The 18994-nt window shown below is 63.1% G+C and carries 18 protein-coding genes; 7 read left to right on the forward strand and 11 right to left on the reverse strand.

Annotated elements, in window-relative coordinates; genetic code table 11:
- Positions 1 to 213 precede the first annotated feature (213 nt).
- The 3 genes from AB0P23_RS22490 to AB0P23_RS22500 all read left to right on the forward strand — a co-directional run bounded on the left by AB0P23_RS22490 (position 214) and on the right by AB0P23_RS22500 (position 1942).
- Positions 214 to 903: a DUF998 domain-containing protein gene (locus AB0P23_RS22490; protein WP_231578209.1), complete on the forward strand. Its 690-nt coding sequence runs from the start codon at positions 214 to 216 to the stop codon at positions 901 to 903.
- Between the two features lie 73 nt (positions 904 to 976).
- Positions 977 to 1534, forward strand: coding sequence for a DUF3558 domain-containing protein (locus AB0P23_RS22495; protein ID WP_231578210.1), 558 nt, complete (start codon positions 977 to 979; stop codon positions 1532 to 1534).
- Positions 1535 to 1546: 12 nt separating this feature from the next.
- Positions 1547 to 1942 carry a hypothetical protein gene (locus AB0P23_RS22500; RefSeq protein WP_045841349.1) on the forward strand — a complete coding sequence of 132 codons (396 nt, stop codon included), beginning with the start codon at positions 1547 to 1549 and terminating at the stop codon, positions 1940 to 1942.
- 60 nt (positions 1943 to 2002) lie between these two features.
- Here the strand turns inward: AB0P23_RS22500 and AB0P23_RS22505 are convergent, their stop codons facing one another.
- The gene (locus tag AB0P23_RS22505) at positions 2003 to 3376 is read right to left on the reverse strand and encodes a dicarboxylate/amino acid:cation symporter (RefSeq protein ID WP_027497711.1); all 1374 of its coding nucleotides are present in this window, start codon (positions 3374 to 3376) and stop codon (positions 2003 to 2005) included.
- A gap of 314 nt (positions 3377 to 3690) precedes the next feature.
- Between AB0P23_RS22505 and AB0P23_RS22510 the strand changes: the two genes are divergently transcribed.
- Both AB0P23_RS22510 and AB0P23_RS22515 read left to right on the forward strand, forming a co-directional pair.
- Positions 3691 to 4368 (forward strand): ElyC/SanA/YdcF family protein, encoded by a 678-nt coding sequence (locus AB0P23_RS22510; RefSeq protein ID WP_363799473.1) that lies wholly within the window; start codon positions 3691 to 3693, stop codon positions 4366 to 4368.
- 190 nt (positions 4369 to 4558) lie between these two features.
- On the forward strand, positions 4559 to 6154 hold the full coding sequence (locus AB0P23_RS22515) for an ABC-F family ATP-binding cassette domain-containing protein (protein WP_363799476.1): 1596 nt from the start codon (positions 4559 to 4561) through the stop codon (positions 6152 to 6154).
- 9 nt (positions 6155 to 6163) lie between these two features.
- Here AB0P23_RS22515 and AB0P23_RS22520 read toward each other — a convergent pair whose 3' ends face one another.
- From AB0P23_RS22520 to AB0P23_RS22555, 8 genes are all read right to left on the reverse strand, one after another.
- Positions 6164 to 7780, reverse strand: a complete 1617-nt coding sequence (locus AB0P23_RS22520; protein WP_363799479.1) for an AMP-binding protein — start codon at positions 7778 to 7780, stop codon at positions 6164 to 6166.
- 20 nt (positions 7781 to 7800) lie between these two features.
- On the reverse strand, positions 7801 to 9117 hold the full coding sequence (locus tag AB0P23_RS22525) for a DUF2786 domain-containing protein (RefSeq protein ID WP_143536307.1): 1317 nt from the start codon (positions 9115 to 9117) through the stop codon (positions 7801 to 7803).
- A gap of 90 nt (positions 9118 to 9207) precedes the next feature.
- Positions 9208 to 10017 carry a hypothetical protein gene (locus AB0P23_RS22530; RefSeq protein ID WP_363799481.1) on the reverse strand — a complete coding sequence of 270 codons (810 nt, stop codon included), beginning with the start codon at positions 10015 to 10017 and terminating at the stop codon, positions 9208 to 9210.
- A 174-nt stretch (positions 10018 to 10191) separates the two neighbouring features.
- Positions 10192 to 11790 (reverse strand): FAD-dependent oxidoreductase, encoded by a 1599-nt coding sequence (locus AB0P23_RS22535; RefSeq protein WP_363799483.1) that lies wholly within the window; start codon positions 11788 to 11790, stop codon positions 10192 to 10194.
- Between the two features lie 61 nt (positions 11791 to 11851).
- The gene (locus tag AB0P23_RS22540; RefSeq protein WP_363799485.1) at positions 11852 to 12871 is read right to left on the reverse strand and encodes a diiron oxygenase; all 1020 of its coding nucleotides are present in this window, start codon (positions 12869 to 12871) and stop codon (positions 11852 to 11854) included.
- Between the two features lie 91 nt (positions 12872 to 12962).
- Positions 12963 to 14261, reverse strand: coding sequence for a hypothetical protein (locus tag AB0P23_RS22545; RefSeq protein WP_222068670.1), 1299 nt, complete (start codon positions 14259 to 14261; stop codon positions 12963 to 12965).
- A 91-nt stretch (positions 14262 to 14352) separates the two neighbouring features.
- Entirely contained in the window at positions 14353 to 15513 is a 1161-nt protein-coding gene (locus tag AB0P23_RS22550; protein ID WP_363799487.1) for a hypothetical protein, read from the reverse strand.
- A gap of 48 nt (positions 15514 to 15561) precedes the next feature.
- Entirely contained in the window at positions 15562 to 16236 is a 675-nt protein-coding gene (locus AB0P23_RS22555) for an NUDIX hydrolase (protein WP_032364397.1), read from the reverse strand.
- A 62-nt stretch (positions 16237 to 16298) separates the two neighbouring features.
- Here AB0P23_RS22555 and AB0P23_RS22560 point away from each other — a divergent pair, with 62 nt between their 5' ends.
- Both AB0P23_RS22560 and AB0P23_RS22565 read left to right on the forward strand, forming a co-directional pair.
- Positions 16299 to 17225 (forward strand): ADP-ribosylglycohydrolase family protein, encoded by a 927-nt coding sequence (locus tag AB0P23_RS22560; RefSeq protein ID WP_363799489.1) that lies wholly within the window; start codon positions 16299 to 16301, stop codon positions 17223 to 17225.
- A complete protein-coding gene (locus AB0P23_RS22565) occupies positions 17222 to 17731 on the forward strand; it encodes an O-acetyl-ADP-ribose deacetylase (RefSeq protein WP_032364399.1) in 510 nt (169 codons plus the stop codon). Before AB0P23_RS22560 ends, AB0P23_RS22565 begins: the two co-directional genes overlap by 4 nt.
- Here AB0P23_RS22565 and AB0P23_RS22570 read toward each other — a convergent pair.
- Both AB0P23_RS22570 and AB0P23_RS22575 read right to left on the reverse strand, forming a co-directional pair.
- Entirely contained in the window at positions 17728 to 18426 is a 699-nt protein-coding gene (locus AB0P23_RS22570) for an excalibur calcium-binding domain-containing protein (protein ID WP_032389542.1), read from the reverse strand. The two genes, AB0P23_RS22565 and AB0P23_RS22570, sit on opposite strands and share 4 nt — an antisense overlap.
- A gap of 163 nt (positions 18427 to 18589) precedes the next feature.
- A complete protein-coding gene (locus AB0P23_RS22575) occupies positions 18590 to 18940 on the reverse strand; it encodes a VOC family protein (protein WP_032389674.1) in 351 nt (116 codons plus the stop codon).
- Positions 18941 to 18994: the final 54 nt, after the last annotated feature.

Below are 18994 nucleotides of genomic sequence, written 5' to 3' on the forward strand. Positions count from 1 at the left end.
AGGAAGCGGTGGCACACACGACGGTGCGTGCCACCGCTTCACCATGCCGTCGTTGACAGGCCGACCTCCATATGAGAGCGGCTTCGCCGCATGTGCGCGGAAATTCGTAGCAGAGACCGAGTTTCCGCGCACAACGATCCAAGGGGGTTCGAGCAACGGTTCGGGCACCATGGAGGTCGGACGCGACCGACGTCGTTCGTGAGAGGGGTCTTCGTGTCGATTCGTCCGGCCGAGGTCGGCACCGTGTCGATCGTGTTGGGAGCGCTGGTCGTTCTGGTTCTCGATGCTCACACTGCATGGCAGACGCCTTCGCACCTTCGGCGCACGATCAGTGAATACGGACTCGGCGCACAGCAGTGGGTGTTCTCGATCGGGGTCGTCCTGCTCGCGTTGGGTTCTGCTTTCACTCTGCTGGCCGCGGTGCGACAACGGCTCACCCGACATACCTCGGTAGCGTCCTTGTGTCTGATGCTGTGGACTATCGGCCTTGTTGCCGTTGTCGCCGTGCCGAAGCAAGATTGGTCGAACGACGCGTCACTGAGCCTCGGCGGGACGATCCATCGACTCGGTGCGGCAGTGGCGTTCGTCAGCATCCCCGTCGCGGTCTTCGCGTTCTCGCGGCCCTGGATTCGTCAGGGTCCATGGACTGTCCGGGCACGAACGACACTGTGGCTGAGCGTGCTGTCCGTCTGCACGCTGCTCCCGATCGCATACGCACTCGTTGTCGGTGCCGTCGGCACGCGACCCTGGTATCGGGTGGTCACCCTCGGCTACGTGGAGCGCGTGCTCGTCGTTGCCGAAGTGATCGCATTGATCTCGCTGGCCTTGTGGGTGTGGGCAGCCGAACGTAGGAGTCCTGCTTCCGTGAAGTCGCAGGAGATCGAGGCCTCGCGGCCCGTCTAGGGAACCGATCGCGCGTTGCGTGCGTCCAACCTGTCAGTGCCGTCGGAGTCGAGAGGTTGAATGAATGCGTGTGATGTCTGGACGTCGAATTGCTGTGGCGTGCAGCGCGGTGCTGTTGCTGACGGGATGCGCCGGCTCGACGAATGAAAGCCCGGTCGCGAGCGAGGACACATCCACGTCGGCGGTGACACCGGGTCCACGAGAGCCATTCGATCCATGCACTATCCCGAAATCTGCGGTGACAGCAAGCGGCTTGGACGTGAGTACGGAACGACCCGACTTCGCTGGAATCACCACATACCCGGGTTGGAAGAACTGCACGTGGGATGCACGAGGGCCGGAGGCCTGGTACTACCTGTCCGTCATGTCGTCGATCAACTCGATCGACGAGTATCTGCGTAGCCCACAGAACGAGCGGCAACTCTCAGTCCAGGTCGGCTCGCGTGACGCAGTTCAATACAACTCCGACTACCAAGGAAACCCGCCGACTGGATGTGACATCGCATTTGACGTGAACGGAAATCTGATCATTTTCGTGGTGGACACGATTGGTTCAGAAGACACCTTGGGTGATCCGTGCGAAGAGGTTATGGAGCACGCAATCAAGCTCGAGCTGCACCTACCGAAGTGAGGAAGTAGACGCATGACCGACAGATCGTTCGGACTCACCGACAACCTCATTCATTGGCAGATGCTGCGGGACCGAGCCTCCGCAGGCGAGCTCTCGGTCGAATCGGACGTTGCCCAGCGGTGTGACAGGGCATGCGAGATTTATTTGCTCGACCTGTCCAGGATGCTCGAGATGACCAAGGGTCTGTCGAGGCCTGAAGCTTTTGGCAATCTGCCGTCAGCCCAACAACTCGGAGCCAAATTCCATCGCCTTGCTGTCGGCGAAGAAGGCTCCGCTCGCTTTGCGATCAAGCAGCAGATCGAGATCATCAAGACCATGCGCGAGTTCTTTCGACACTATTTCGCGAGTGTCGAGGCCGTGGACAGTGCCACCGCGGCAACAGTCGAAGCGCTGTCGCCACCGCGATAGACGAAAAATCCCGACGACCCAGTTGCTCGGTCGTCGGGATCGGTCGTTCGAAACGTGCTGCTAGCGAGCCAGTTCCACTTCGGCTTCCTCGTCGACGAAGGGATCGCCGTTGCGCGGAGCGTTGTAGCGCTCGAGATTCAAGATGCCTTCCCGCTTGGCGACGATGGTCGGCACCAGAGCCTGACCGGTGACATTGACCGCGGTACGGCCCATGTCGACGATCGGTTCCACTGCAAGCAGCAGGCCGACGCCGGCGAGAGGCAGTCCCAAGGTCGACAGCGTAAGAGTCAGCATCACCGTCGCGCCTGTCGTTCCTGCTGTTGCCGCTGAACCGATCACAGACACGACGATGATCAGCAGGTAGTCGGTGATGGTCAGGTCGATACCGTAGAACTGCGCGACGAACAGTGCTGCGATGGCGGGATAGATTGCCGCGCAACCGTCCATCTTCGTCGTCGCCCCGAGCGGTACCGCGAACGAGGCGTACTCACGCGGAACGCCGAGGTTGCGTTCGGTGACACGCTCGGTGAGAGGCAGAGTGCCGATCGACGACCGCGAGACGAAACCGAGCTGGGTCGCCGGCCACACGCCCGAGTAGAAGGCGCGCACCGAAAGACCATGAGCGCGAACGATCAACGGGTACACCACGAAGAACACAACAGCCAGGCCGACGTAGATCGAGACGGTGAACACTCCGAGCGAACCGATGGCGTCCCAGCCGTAGGTGGCCACAGCATTGCCGATCAGAGCAGCAGTACCGATCGGCGCGAGGCGAATGATCCACCACAGCACCTTCTGCACGATCGCAAGGAGTGATGCGTTGAAGGCCAGGAACGGTTCGGCCTTCTTGCCGACCTTGAGTGCAGCGATACCGATGGCAGCGGCGATCACCAGCAACTGCAGGATGTTGAAGCTCAACGACGTGGTCGCGGTACCGCTCTCGGCAACCGTGGTCTTCGCGCCGAGCGCGAGGAAGTTGTTCGGCACCAAGCCGGTGAGGAACGACCACCATGACCCGACGCTGGACGGATCTCCCGCCGAGTCCGCCCCAGCGCTGGTCCGCGATCCGGGCTGGGCGACCAGACCGATGACGATGCCGATGATCACTGCGATGAACGCCGTGATGGCGAACCACCACAGCGTCTGGATAGCCAGACGCGCAGCGTTCGTGACTTCACGAAGATTGGCGATGGAACTGACGATGGCCGTGAAGACCAGCGGAATGACCGCGACGGTGAGCAGCTTGACGTAGCTCGAACCGATGGTCGAGAGGGTACCGACCAACCAGTTTTCGTTGCCGTCGGCCGCGTCGGGCATCGATCGAGCGATCAGCCCGAACACGACACCGAGTACGAGACCGGCAACGATTTGTGGACCGAACGCGGTTGCCCAGGTAGGGACACGGCGCGTACGGGTAGCGCTGGGCGCAGACATGGTTATGCCTTTCGAAAAGAAGAGACGCCGACAGAGGTGGGCGAGAGAATGCTCATCGGGCCGATGTGCCCGACGGAGAGGTTGCGGTCTAGAGGACCGTCAACAGGTAGCGCTGGCTTGCAGACGCAAGTCGACGTAGCGTCGAGAGGTCAGCAGCGGATTCACTGGTAAGACGGTACTCGTCCGACAATCGCCGCGACGGGCAGGGTTCTTCTGAGGGTTCACTGTGGAATCGATGAGGGTGCGCTGCGCGATCGACGGTTCCCCGATTTCGTGAGTTACGTTGAGTTCTCCGCAGCCGACGAAACGAGATCATGAGTATCAAGACGAAGCCTCGAGGACTGGTTCGGCGACTGGTACAAGCGATGTGCGCTGTTGTCGCAGCGTTGGTTGCGGTCGTTCTGGCGTCGGCCGGATGGGTTGCGTACGCGACGGCGGGCAAGGTCTACGACGTCGACGACGCACCGGACGCGCCAGTAGGGATCGTTCTCGGTGCCCAGGTGCGAGACGGCAAACCGATGCGCTTTCTCGCCGGTCGGCTCGACACCGCCATTCAGTTGATGGAGGCAGGAAAGATCAAGGCAATCCTTGTCTCCGGTGATGCAGACGGCAAGTCCGGCAACGAGATTCAGGCTATGACCGAGTACCTGATCGAGCATGGAGTCGACCCTGACGTCATCGTTGGTGACGACCACGGCATCGATACCTACGACACGTGCGCCCGCGCGAAAGAGACGTTCGGCGTCGAACGTGGACTCATCATCAGTCAACCCCTTCATGTCTCCCGTGCCGTCGCACTGTGCGAGGACATGGATTTGGAGATCGACGGTGTGACTGCCGACTGCATCGACTGCAACACGCTCGCTGTCGTGCGGAACTACGCACGAGAGTTGTTGGCACGCCCCAAAGCAGTTCTCGACCTGTGGTCCGGACGCGATCCAGTCGTCGTGTCCCCGCCGAACGATTCACTTGCGACAATCACAGGGCGATAAGTGTGCCCGTGGGAGATCGGCTCCTCAGATTGGGAAGTATGACGCCGATCGGCGCCTGCATGTCGAGTCCGGGGAGCTGATCCGCGGCTGGTCAACTGATCGGCGACGCGGAGTGTTCGCGCAGACGCGACTACAGTGAGCGAGTCGGTTCGACGACTCAGCGAACCCCGTGCTTTACAGGAGTGGACGCTTGAGCTGGATTCGCTTGAACGACGTTGCCAAGGGATACGACCAGAAGGTGATGTTGCGTGAGGTGTTCTTCCGCCTCGCCGACGGCGATCGCATCGGTCTGATCGGCCGCAACGGCACAGGCAAGACCACCCTGCTGCAGCTTCTCCTCGGCCGAGAGACCCCGGATTCGGGGGGCGTCGACGTCACCGAGGGTGCTCGCATCGGCTACTTCTCGCAGTTCTCCGAACTGGACGGCGATCGCAGCATACAAGCGGAGCTCGAATCTCTCTTCGGTGCTGTCCACGCAATCGAGACCGAGTTGGCCGAGGTCGAGGCCGCATTGGGCGGTGACCTGGACGAGAAGCAGATGTACACGCTCGTCGACCGTCAAGCTGAACTGCTCGACGCCATGGAGAACAGTGGCGGTTGGACCTACCACCAACAGATCGACACCGTGCTGTCGATGCTGGGATTCAACGCCGAACGGCGTGAGCTCCCCGTCGATCGACTGTCCGGTGGCTGGCGCAACCGCGCGGCGTTGGCCAAGATCCTCATCGAGGCCCCGGACGTCCTGCTCCTCGACGAGCCGACGAACTTCCTCGATGTTGCCGGAATCGCGTGGCTCGAACGCTGGCTACGAGACTTCCGCGGTGCGCTACTCGTTGTCTCGCACGACCGCGCATTCCTCGAGCAGGTCGTCACCAGCATCGTCGAAATCGAGAACCATCACCTGCAGACCTATGACGGTAGCTACTCGGAATACGTGCAGCAGAAGCAGTTTCGACTCAAGAACCTCGAACGTGAGTTCAGCAACGAACAGCAGCTGCTGGCCTACGAGCAAGAAGCGATCAGTGATCGTAAGGAAGCAGTGAAGAACCCCAGCGGAGTGCTCAAACGTCGACTGGCGAACATCAAGAAGAGCAAGAGCCCCCGGCCGGTCGACACGGTGGTCACCGCAATCTACGGCGGTTTGCATGTGCACGACAACCTGGCGGAGATCACGGAAATCTCGAAAAGCTATGGCGAGCAACGACTCTTCGAGAACATCTCGTTCACCGTGCACCGCGGTGACCGTATCGCCATCACCGGACCCAATGGATGCGGAAAGACCACGCTAGTCGACATTCTCGTCGGTGCCGAGCAACCCGACAGTGGCAAGATCAAATGGAAGACCAAGGCACCGTCGTTCATCTATTACAACCAGGTGCTCGCCGATCTCGATCTCGACGACACCGTGTCGCACTCGGTCAACGCGATGCCGGGCAGTCTCGCTCTGACGGCGACGAAGAAGGAAGTCCACCGCTTTCTCACGTTGCTGCAGTTCTCCGAGATGGATCTCAAATCGAAGATCGGCGTGCTGTCCGGAGGGCAGAAGGCACGAGTTGCATTGGCGCAGTGCCTGTTGTTCGGCGCAGGCGTCATCGTGCTCGACGAGCCCACCAACCACCTCGACCTACAGAGCACCCAGGTGCTCGAACGTGCGCTGACGGCCTTTCCCGGCGCGGTGATTCTGGTGAGCCACGACAGGTTCTTCGTCGAGAAGGTGGCATTTCGGCAGCTGTCGTTCGACGGCAAGGGCGGCGTCACCGAAATCGCCGGTGTGCAGATGGCGTGACCAGAGTTGCTATCCGTTGATCTTGGACGCGGACGTGCCCCACTCGGCGTCGCGCAACTCCTTCTTCCTGATCTTGCCCGTCGATGTCTTCGGCAGCTCGACGATGAACTCGACGTTGCGCGGAGCCTTGTACGACGCGATGGTCGATTTCACGTGCGCCACGAGCTCGGCTTCCGAGACGTCCACGCCGGCCACCAGCACCACGAACGCCTTCGGCCGCTCTCCCCACTTGTCGTCGGGCACCCCGATGACCGCAACGTCCGCGACGGCAGGATGGCTCGCCAGTGCCTGTTCCACCTCGATGGTGGAGATGTTCTCGCCGCCGGAAATGACGACGTCCTTGGCGCGATCGAGTAGCTGAACGTAGCCGTCGGGATGCATCACCCCGAGGTCACCGGAATGGAACCAGCCGCCCGCGAAAGCCTGTGTCGTTCCGGCTGTGTCGTTGTAATACCCCTTCATGACGTTGTTGCCGCGCATGACGATCTCACCCATTTCGGTGCCGTCGGGCTCGACATCGATCAAAACCCCACTGGGGCCAGGCTTGTCGCGGACCACGCGCAGACGGTCTGCGGTGAGCATGCCGACTCCTTGTCGAGCCAAGCGACGGGCCTGTTCGTCAGCGTCCAGTTCGAGCCATTCCTGCTTCGCCTCGCACACCGAATACGGACCGTAGGTTTCGGTGAGGCCGTAGACGTGTACGAGCGTTGCTCCCAATGCTCGAATCTTGGCGATGATCGTCGGGCTCGGAGGAGCTCCCGCAGTGACGATGGTCAACGGTCGATCGAGTGAATGTGCCTCTGCAGCAGTGGCGAGAGTGGTCAACACGGTCGGCGCACCGGCCAGGTGATCGACGCCGTTGTCGATGGCCGACCAGATGGCGTCGCCGCGCACTCCGCGAAGGCACACGTGTGTGCCGGACGCGGCTGTGACCGCCCACGTGGTGCACCACCCGTTGCAGTGGAACATCGGCAGAGTCCACAGATATCGGGTGTCGACCCCGAATCCCTGGTGGTGAAGTTCTCCCAGGGAGTTGAGGTAAGCACCGCGGTGGGTGTACATCACGCCCTTGGGTCGACCGGTGGTGCCCGAGGTGTAGTTGATCGTGATGGTCGACGTCTCGTCGTCGACCTCCCAATCCATCGGTTCGTCCGTGCCCCGTTCGAGGAACGCGTCGTATCGCGTGGTGTGCGGCAGCCTGTCGTACGTGCCGTCCACCGAGGGGGTCTCGACGATCTCGGTGACCGAATCTGCGATGGGATCTGTTCCGAGACCGGCCAGCAGTGCCGAATCACCCACCAACAGAACCGAACCGGAGTGATCGCAGATGTACCGAACTTCGTCCGGCGAGAGCCTGGTGTTGATCGCGACCAGAACGGCACCGGCCAGTGGCACCGCGTAATGCGCGAACAGCAGCTCTGCCGAGTTCGACGCAATGTAGGCCACCCGATCGCCGTGGCCGACCCCCGACGCGCGCAGTGCATGCGCGAGCCGGGTGACGGCGGCGGCGAACTGTTCGTAGGTGAAGGTGCGCGGACCATCCTCTACGGCGATCTTGTGGGGATGAACCTCTGCAGCGCGTTCGAGAAAGCGAAGTGGTGTCAGCGGGGTATCCAGACCGGTCATGTCAGCCAATGTAGCGCGCACTACGAGGCCAGATCTGATTTGTCGATACGTTCGCGCCCACCGGTAAGGTCGGCGCGTTCGGCGGCGGCACGGCCTGCACGTCGACCCGCATGATCGCGTGCCTCGATACGCACCTCCGTTGTCGAGGGATACATGGCCGTGAATGCCTTGTTCACGGCATCGCTGCGCTCGGCCAAGATCGGCAGCAAGGCGCTACCGTGATGCTCCGACGCCGCCTTTGTAGCTCGCTCCCGAGCTTCCAGCAAGCGCTGGCCGATACGGTGGGCGTACGCGATCAGAAAAGATTTCCTGAAGCTGCGACCTCGGGCTTCCGGTGATTCGGCGAGTTCGTCGAGTGCGCGAGAAGACTGCACGAGTAGCGATGTGAACAGCAGTTCGCACAAATCCAGATCGACTTCGAGCCCGACGATGTTGACCAGAGCGAATCGCTTGTACCACAGGGTTCGGGCACCATTTGCTTCGCAAACACTGTGCAGGAGAAGAGACTTGGCCTCCGAGTACGGACTGTCGACCAAGATGCGGCGGGTGGTCACGTCGCCGATCGAACCGCGCGGGTTGTCGGACTCGAGCAGCGCATGGTCGATGGCATAGCGGGTCATGAGATCTTGAGCCTTCGCCGAAAACGCCTCGGCCTCGGCCGGAAACTGGGTGGACTCCGCCTTTGCCAGTAACCCCCGGATCTTGCCCAGCATCTTGGGATCCGAGACGCCACTCTTGTGGGCCGATGACGGTGCGGGCGAGGATCGAACCGACGACCACTGCGATGGAATGGGAACCAGCTTGTCGAGTGAACCCAGTGAGGTCGTATGACCGAGGACGGTCAACACCGTGTTCCAGGAGTCGGACGTGGAGACCCGAGGTCTCGCACACCACCTTCGGAGGCGTTCGACGGACACGCCTGCGGTGGAATCGATTTTCAGATCGATCAGTTGCTCTCGCCAGGAATCGGGTGCGTTGGTGAGGGCAGAGGAACGCCCCGCATGGGTGGCGACCGCCTCCACCACGAGCAATCCGGCCGCGCCCCCGACCATCTTTCGAGTAGCGTGCGCGAGTTCGGCCGGCTGCCAACCGATCTCGAACAACCTGTCGACAGAGTGGTCGAGTATCCGTGCTGATACGGCGTACGCAGGATCGACTTCGGGCGTGCACTCGAGTTTCGCGAGACGGTCTGCAACCAGCCGAACGTACGCCTTCCACCCTGACCCTCGAGTGGCGTAGTCGAGGCCCATTTCGACGAGGCGAACCGGATCCGCGTCCGGCCGGATTTGACCGGTGCGGTGAATATTTTGAAAGCTGTCCAGATCGATACGACTCATCGTCGTCCCCTCCACGTCCCCCGGTGTGGTCCCCGAACTTATCGGTGAATCGCAGAGTAGGGGAGGGGTCCGACAAGTTATTCGAACATGTCAGCGAGGAGCGAGCATCAGCAGCAGTTCTTCCACCGACGGCAGGCCGGGAATCACGGGAAGGTTCGGTACAGGAGAAGCAGCGGGCGGTGCCGTCAACTCGACGCCGCCGAGCGCTGCCAGGACGTCGTCGGTCTGTGAGCGGCGCGGTCCATACGTGTTGGAAGCCACGACGAATTCGTCACCGATCGACGCGGACGCAACCACGCTCGATCCGTCGTCGGCCCATCCCCATTTGCTACCGGTCACGCCGGGTAGTTGCTGGGTGCCCCAGTCCTGCACGGTTCCGTCGGCTGCAACCGGTGCGGCGGAGTTCATCCAGCCGAGGACCGGGCTGGCGGGGTCTGTTCGCTTCTTCGCCGCCAGGAATCGCACGGTGTCGGCTGTGCTGGTGTAGGAACTGCCCCAGAAACCGCCCCGCGAGGCAGAGGTGAGTCCGAACTTCGTTGCCGTCGAATCGATGGCCTGGGGATATTTGTTGTCGAGTACCGAGGCGGCACCGTCGTCACTGACCTGGACCATGCGTGCGGCCAGGTCGCGATCTCGCGGCGAACCGTCTCCGAAACGCACGACGTAGTCGGCCATGTAGAGCTTGACCGTCGACAACCCCGGGCGCGCCGAATTGTCCTCTGCGCTGCCGACGTACGTACCCGTCGGAACGTGTTCGTACGAGATCGACGTCCGCGCCGGCACATCTGCCAGATCGCCCGGTGTGGGCAGAGCCTGCGCCGGTGCGGCGCACGCGAGCGCGATGGCAATTCCGACAAATGGGACAGCGGCTGTGGCTGTGATGCGACGCAGGCCCGGCATCTCGGTCTCCTCGAGGTGTTGGCCCGCCGCGATTCGGTGGCCGATACACCCCAATCTACCCCGATGGTCGTCGCTTCAACCTCACGCCCGGACCGGATGAATGTGGCTTTGTTGCACTCAGAACGACTGACAGTCGCATTGATCCCGACCGGGTGGGGTGTCGGAGCCGAGCGGTCAGGATCGGCGCAGTGCCAGCAATCTGTTTTTCGAGCGACGCAGCGACCCTCGACCCGAGCTCGCCGTCCATGCGCTCGGCAGATCGATCGGATCGGTCAGGCGGCCTGCGTTGAAGTCGTCGACCAGATGTCCGACGGTCTCCTGAGCACACGACTTGTTGGTGCCGATGAAGCCCGAAGGTCCTCTCTTGATCCACCCGGTGACGTACGTACCGGTCGACGGGGATCCGCCCACTTCCTCGAGGACGCGGCCGCCGAGGTTGGGGATGATGCCGACTGCGTGATCGAACGGAATTCCTGGCAGCGCGACGCCGCGGTATCCGATCGAGGTGAGGACGAGGCCGGTGTCGATCGTTTCGTTCTCGCCGGTGGCGGTGCTGCGCACCACATCGTCGGTGTCTGCGGTCAGACCCATGCGCTCGAACTCGACGCCGGTGACCCGATCCGTGCCCAGGATTCGAGTGGGGGAGAGCAGGTAGCGCAGCGTGATGCGCTTTCGGCCGTCGATGTGCTCGGGTGACTCGTCGACGTGCCGCAGCAGTTGCAGCTTCTGGGCGACCGCGTGAGGCAGGTCGTTGGTGCCGGCCAGTCGTACCGTCACCGGATCCAGTGCGAGCTCGCTGCGATCGACGGTGAGATCGATATCGGGGACGGTCAGCAGTCCCGCGAATTCGGGCACCGTGAATGCGGATTGCGCCACGCCGCGCCGACCGACGACCATCACCTCTCGAATGGCACTGTGGCGCAGCGCTTCCAAGGCGTGGGGGGCGATGTCGGTCGCGGCGAGTGCGTCGGGGTCCATGGTCAGGATCCGGGCCACGTCGAGTGCGACGTTGCCGTTGCCGATGACGACTGCGCGTTCGTGTGACAGATCCAACGTGCGGTGAGCGTGATCGGGATGGCCGTTGTACCAGGCGACGAAGTCGGTCGCCGACGTGCGCCCGGGCAGTTCGGCTCCGGGGATACCGAGTTCGCGATCCGACGACGCTCCGACCGCGTAGATCACGGCGTGATGGGTGTCCATCAACTCGTCGTGCGTCACGTCTTTTCCTACCTCGACGCCGAGGTGATAGGTGAATCCCTCTTGCGCCGAGATAGTTTCGAACAGCCGTGACACTTGACGCGTCTTCTGGTGGTCGGGTGCAACGCCCAGGCGTGCCAGACCGTGCGGTTGCGGAAGCCGATCGTAGACATCGACGCTGACCCCCGGCTGCGTGAGCAGCTCATCGGCCGCGTACATCGCTGACGGTCCGGACCCGACGATCGCCACCCGGAGCGGTTGGCGATCTCTCGAGACCGAGGCGGCCGGCGTGACCGGAGCCAGAATCGGCCGTGGCGGCCGCTCCTGCTTGTAGAAGTCGGCGTTGATGGTCAGGAACGGAAGTTGAGCCTCGGTCAGTTTGGCCTGGGGAACGATGGCGTCCACCGGGCAGGCCGACACACAGGCACCGCAGTCGACACACGATTGCGGGTCGATGTGCAGCATTTCCGCCGTCAGGAAGTCCGGCTCGTCGGGGGTGGGGTGTATGCAGTTGACGGGGCACGCGTAGACGCACGACGCGTCGCTGCAACATGATTGGGTGACGACGTGGGGCATGTGGGGTTCCTGACGGCGGGCGCTGCTGTACGGATAACTGGCGCGTGGGGTGTCGAGAGGGCTATGCGGCGAACTGGCTGGAGCTGCGGTCCGGCTCACTACGGAAACGTGATGCCTTGCCGTCGATTCCACACAGCTTCCACATCAGGCGAGCCGCCCGGTTCATCATTCCGGTATCGGTGGCCAGCATGCGCACATCACCGAAGTAGTCCTGCAGAGCGTGCTGCGACTGCTCGGTTCCCCAGAAGAGGTCCTTCTTGACGCTCTTCGGAATGTCGAACTTCGTCCAGAATTTCTTCGGCGGGATGACGATGACGTCGCACAGAATGCGCATCGTGACGGGGAAGGCCAGCGACAGCAGGAAGCGTCCGATCTTGGACATCTTGGGCACACGACGACGCAGGAGCTGGTGCGCGAAGGAGATGTGGCGAGCCTCCTCGGCCACGTGAATGGCCATAACGCTCTGCATGATCGGATGGATCTCTTCGCCGGAGCGAAGCACCGACTTCTGGATGTGGTCGATGGGTTCCTCGCCTGCGAGGACGCCGACGAAGAACAATTCGGGTAGCAGCGTCGCGAACAGAGGGATGAACGGCGAAAGCATCTTCATCGGTCGACTCATGCCGGGAGCGTCGGAACCCACCCGATTGACCATCTCCTGGAACATCAGGGTGTGGTTGCACTCTTCGATGGATTCGTGGGTGCAGTAGCGCGCCTCGGCCGAACCGTTGGGCAGCGAGAATACGTACTGCATCATGCCGCGGATCAGAATGTTCTCGAACTGCAGGCCGACCTTGGCGACATTGGCCTGACGCCACATGCCGATCTCGATCTGCCGGTCCAGCCGCAGGGACTTGTACCAGTCATGACCCCCGATCGGGTCGGTCTTGGCGGGCAGTACCCAGCGGGGATCATTGGCGGGAACCGCGAACTTCTCGGACTCCCAGTCGATGTCCACGTAAGGATCGAAGTGTTTGTGCACCGAACCCTCGGACAGCAACGTGAGTGTTTCGTTGTACTGCTGCTCGTCCGTGGCGTCGATGTCCACCGAAACGGACGTGGTGCCGGTCGTCAGTGTCATGGCTTCTCCAAACGTGATGCGAACATGGAGTTAATGTAACCCCAGTTAACATGAAAGGGAAGCCCGTCGAAACTTTTCTGTTCGGACGGCGCTATTGATCGTCCGAACGCTCGTCGGACACCTCCGCGACTTCGTCGGTCTCGAACAGCTGCAATTGGATCGCCGACGGATCGACCACAGGAGTGACCTGTTCGGGGGTGCTCCGCAGCACCTCCCGCAGGGCAGCCACTGCGCTGCCCCAGTTCGCGGCCTCGCGATCCGCCTCGTCCACATCGCAATGTTCGTCGCCCAGGTCCGCGGCTACCGCCATGCCGCGCCACGATGCCTCCTGCTCGGCGCTGATGCGGAGATACGACACGACCACATCACGGTCCGAAGAGCAGCACTCGAGGACGGTGCGTGGCTCGACAGCATCGGGCGAATCCGCGATCAGCTCAATCAACGCGAGCAGACCGTCCGGGAAGTCGTCACCTTCGAGGACCGGAGGGGTCGGTTCGCCGAGCCTGCCCCCGAAGTCCTCGGCGAACTTGTCGTCGACCTGCTCCCACACGTGCGAGAGCATCCGGACCGCCCACAGCAGGTGATCGGCCACGAACGGTGATCCGCTGACACGTACCTGGGCCACGATGCAGTCCTGGACGAGATGCAACATCACATCCGGAAGCTGCACGTTGAGATCGACCAGCAACTCGGCCGCGCGGGTGCGACCGGTGACCGCGTGCACCAACGTCGAGTTGATCTCGACGACCGGCTCGGTGGATTTGACCGTGACGTATGCGGTGCCGTTGACGAATCGCAGAGGAATGTCGCCGTCGGGGTCGTGATCGGGCGGAAAGCCGAACCAGGGTTCGAGTGCACGATCGACGAGTTGCTGCAGGTGGTCCTTCCCTTTCGGCTGCACGCACAGTGGAACGACTGCCGAGACGGGTTCGGTGCTGGCCTCGAAGCTCGGCACGTCGTAGCGTCCGGTGGCCCGCGAACTCAGAAAGGACGGGTGCGGCAGGCCCCAGATGTCACGGAACACCGCGACCGTCTTCTTCGCCAGATCATCGGACCACGAACGATTGCGGTCGACGTGGGGTGGTGTCGGCTCGGAATCCCGAGACGTTCGAAAGCCCAACGCGTTCAGCGCTTCTCGCTGAGCGTCGGTGATGGCGCGACTAGTGTGTAGGTGCTCGTTGGCGGGCAGCTCGCAGCGAACCATGTCGAGATCCCAGGCGTAGAACTGGACGCAGGCCGCGGTGTCCGGAACGCCGTCCGTGCTGTCGTATCGAGACTCGATCACCAAGGCGTCACCGTCGCGCATGGCGCTGACGTACTCGCCGAGCCGGCGCTGGAAGTGCATCCATGCCGAGTCGACGTCGAAGTCGAACTCGAGTGAATCGCTCATGTCGGCTCCTTACCCGAATCGCGCTGAGATAACGCGGCGTCGGTCACGCTAGCGGCGAGCACCGACAGAGTCTCGGCGCGCGCGAGTGCGTTCACGACGACGCCGAGTCCTCGAGCGGCTCGTGCGTCTCCTCGTCCAGCGCCCCGAAAGGGTGCGCCTCGGCCACCCCGTCCAGAACAGCGGGACGCAGCGCATGTGGAACCGCCAGGACCTCTTCGATCCGCACGAGAATGCCTTGCTCGATCAGAGATCGAACCCGGTGGTCGATCAGCTGCGCCGTCCGCAGGTCCTCACCCTCCAGATCGGCGTAGTCCTCGCCCTCGTTGTTCAGAGGCAGCTCGTCGGTCATCGCGGCCAGCAGGGTCTGAACCGCGAACGTGTTGGCCAGCGAACGGGACACGTCGGGGTCGTCGGCATCTCCGGACAGCTGCACTCGGACGTGTTCGGCAACCAGCTCATGAACGGTCTCCGCCTCACGCTTGGCCAGAGAGGGGGCGTTGTCGCCGAGCTTGGCCGTGTGGCCGTCGATCCGGACCAGTTCGGTCGCGATGGCCGTCGACCAGTAATCGACGGCTGCAACGTCCGAGGACTCGGTGAGTCCGGCGGGCTCGAGTGGGGCCGGGCCGACGGCGGTGCGTAGATGGACGTCGTCCGACACTGCCAGTCCGTCGGCGACGCGAGCAACGATGTCATCGAGCGCAGGCAACAGCGGCAGAGCCGAAATGGCCGCAAGCTCTTGGTCGAGCGAGACGTTCGGCAGATCGATGTCGTCTGCGTCGAGCATGTCGGGCTCGTCGCCTTCGAGGAAGTCGGAGAGGTCTTCCATGCAGTGTGCGTAGTCCTCCGGGCTGCCGTCCCACAGATCGGTCTCGTCGAGGAACGTCAGATACTGCAGTGACGTGAGAACGAGGTTCACTGCCGTGTCCTCGGCGGTCTCCGATTCCTCCTGCAGAATGCGTTCTGCAGCATCCACCAGCAGGTGCGCATCGGCGGGAATCCACGCGCTGGGGGAGAACCCGTGGCGCGCACCGGACAACTGGGTCAGTGTCGACGACACCAACCGTGAGATTGCCTCGGCCTGCTCCGACATCTCGCTCTCGTCGAGCCACTCGACGAAACCGTCGATCAGATCGCTGATCCGCTCGGATACGACACCGGTCGGTGCCGGCCGGGATTGCTGGTGACGCCGTTGCCGGGCCTTGGTCTTTTCTGCACGTTTCTGTCCGCGGTTGGCAGGCCGCTTCGATCCCATGGCTCGCAGCTTATCCGCTGGCATGTCCGGTTTCGTCGCGCGACGCCTCTAGCCGCGAAGGAACGAGTCCGCGGAAGCGGCCAGTGCAGCATCGGGTGCCCGGCGGTACAGCTCGGCCGGGCGACCGCCACCTGCCGTCGTCGTCGTGCTCGTTCCCTCGAGTGCGGTGATGACGTGGCGGCGAAACGTGTCTTTGGAGAACGCGCGATCGAAGACGATTTCGTACAGCGACCGCAGTTCGAGGAGCGTGAAGGTGGAATCCAGGAATACTGCAGGGTCGATCTCTCGCGCGTAGCGAGCTCGTAGGTCCAGCACTGCCTCGGTGACCATCTCGCTGTGATCGAACGCCAGCGTCGAGCCCGGCACCACACCGTCGATGGCGACCGATTCGGCTGTCGCAGGCAGTGATCGACTCGGTGTGGCTGCGCCGTGCGCCATCGACAGCACCCAACCGCGGTCGTCGCGGCCGGGCTCGTCGAAGAGCTTGAGTTGGTGGAACTGCAGATCGACGATGTTCGCCTTGGACTCGAGTGCGCGTTCGGCGGCTTCGGTCAGGGTTTCCGACGGGCGCAGAAACGTTCCGGGAAGTGCGAGGCCCCGCTCAGAGGGCACGACAACGACTTGTAGCTGCTGTTCACGGACCGTCAGGACCGCGACATCGACCGCAACCGAAGGTCGCGGGTAATCGGTCAGAGCCTTGCCGTCTCGGTCCGTCCACGTCATGGGTTGCAGCTTAGCGCAAGTCTGATCTATTGTTAGATCAACAACGATCTAAGGGGTAGCGAATGAACTTGACCGACAATCAGCGGGATCGGGCGCGTGGGGTACTGCTCGGCACTGCAGTGGGCGATGCGTTGGGAGCGGGGTACGAATTCGGATATCCGACGCCGGAGACCGCCATTGCGATGATCGGCGGCGGCGCGTTCGACTGGGCCCCGGGGGAATGGACCGATGACACGTCGATGGCACTCTGCGTTGCGAGCGCTCTCGAGATCGGCGGAGACGTCGACGAGGTGGCAGCGAACTTCCGCGCCTGGTTCGCGGTGAATCCTCCCGACGTCGGCAATCAGACCCGGAAAGTGCTGTCGCAGAGAGCGAGCACCGGATCGGAGATGGCCGCGGTCGCGGCGTCGCTGACCGGCCGGACCGGTGGAAACGGCTCGTTGATGCGGACCGCGCCCGTCGCGCTGGCCTATCTCGACGACGTGACCGGATGCCGGGCTGCTGCGGAGCGGATCAGCGCGCTGACCCACTCCGATCCTCGTGCCGGTCAGGCATGTCAACTGTGGTCGCACGCGATCCGGCACGCGGTGCTACACGGAACGTACGACGGTATCGCCGACTTCCTGCGCCACGAAGAACCCGATGTCCGGGACTTCTGGCAGCCGCTGCTCGACAGCGCTCTGGAGGGCGAGCCGACCGACTTCCCGAAGAACGGTTGGGTCGTGCACGCGCTCCAGACGGCCTGGTGGGCGATACATCGCGCGGCAGACGCATCGTTGCCCCTTCCTGCCGCGCTCGAACTGTGTGTCCGAGCAGGCGGGGACACCGACACCACCGCCGCGATCGCAGGCGGACTTCTCGGTGCACGGTGGGGCGCGTCGGCGGTCCCGACGCAGTGGCGCGAGCTGGTCCACGGCTACCCGGGGCTGCGCGCCGACGACCTCGATCGCATCGCCATCGCGATCGCCGAGAGAAAGGACGACGCATGACGATCATCGACGTAGTGCATGGTGATATCACCGAGGTGGCCGCAGACGCGATCGTCAATGCGGCCAACACCCGACTCCTCGGCGGCGGTGGGGTGGACGGCGCGCTGCATCGGGCCGGAGGCCCCACGATCCTCGCGGAATGCAAGGCATTGCGGGCCACCACCCTGCCCCACGGCCTCGACACCGGTGCCGCTGTGGCCACCACCGCAGGCAGGTTGCGCGCCGAATGCGTGATCCACACCGTCGGCCCGCGCTATTCGAAGAACGAAGACAGATCCGAACTACTACGCCTGTGCTACCTGCGCAGCCTGGCGTTGGCGGCGTCGATGAATCTGAAATCCATTGCTTTCCCGCTCATTTCGGCCGGCTCCTACGGTTGGCCGATGCACGACGCCATCACCCAGCAGGTCGTTGCTGTCAAGGCAGCGCGGCCATCCGTGGACGTCGTCATGCTCGTCGCATACTCCCGCGAGGCTGCCGAGCTGACACAGCGGATGGTGAATTAGTTCTCGCAGCCGACCCCGTTCCCGTCGCGGTCGAGTTTGCTCGCGTATCCCGGGTCGCCGGCGTAGATAGGGGCTGCGCCTGCTGCACGCACCGCGGAGCAGTTTGCGTAGTAGACGCTCTCCGGCACCGCTGCCAACGGCGCGGGAACGGTGTAGACGGGCTCGGGTGTGTACACCGGCTCCGGGATGTAGACAGGTTCGGGAATGTAGACGGGCTCGGGAGCGGGGGTGTACTCCGACGTCGTCGGTATTTCCACGATCGCGGCGACGGGCTCTGTTGTGGGTGCGGCCGTGGCCGTCGTGGTCGGTGCCGGCGTGGTGGTCGTCGGCCGTGCGGATGTCGTCGTCACGGTGGGTAGCGCGGGCACGGCCGCGACCGGGGTGACGGCCACCTTCTCGGGCTCGGTTGACCCCGTCAGTCCCATGACGACCAGGGCCGGAAGAACAGCGATCGCCGGTACGGCCCAGCCCTTCCGTCCACGCTCGGGGGACAACCGCAGATACGCGATGCCCGCAGCGAGCATCGATGCGCCGACGAGTACCGCACCGAACTCGAACGAGAGTATGGCTCCGATCAAGAAGATCGCGCCGAAAACGATTGCCGCCCAGGCGAAGATCTTGCCGACGAGGGGTCGTCGAGAAGGAGCTGGCTCGGGTGCGGGGCGCTGGAACGGTGGTGGGTAGGCACTGGTCATGTCGGATCGTCCTCGGGTCACGGGGTGTCGGCCTCGCGGCGAAGGGTGTCCGCGAGACGGGAGCAACCCCACGTTCTTCCGAACCGGGCGGTCGCATTTCCTTCCACCATGTCGCACCGCGTGCGAGCGTCGTTACACCTCGAGCCGAGACGGCACGCCCGGCTCAGTAGTGCTCGCGAAAACCGCCGATAGCGGTGATGGAATTGCCATCGGGATCCGTGGCCGTGGACAGCCGAACGCCCTTGTTCGCTTCGACGATGTCGGCGAAGTCGATTCCGCGCGAGTGGGCCGCCGACACGAACGATTCGAGGTCGTCGACCGCCACATTGAACAGCGACGAGCCTGCACGCTCGGAATCCACGGTCACCTGCACCCATGCTCCGGGAGCGGCCTGCCACTCCACCAGTGTCGACATCGGATTGTTGTCCGCCCGACGGTCGAACAACTTCTCGTACCAAGCGTTCGCGATATCGATGTCCCGGACCGCCACGACCGCGAAAATGTGTCTGAACATGCCGTTCTCCTCCGTTGCTATCGGGTTCTGCACATACGGACCGGTGCCGAGGGC

Source organism: Rhodococcus sp. NPDC077669 (genome assembly GCF_040686915.1).
GTDB classification, from domain to species: Bacteria; Actinomycetota; Actinomycetes; order Mycobacteriales; family Mycobacteriaceae; genus Rhodococcoides; species Rhodococcoides fascians.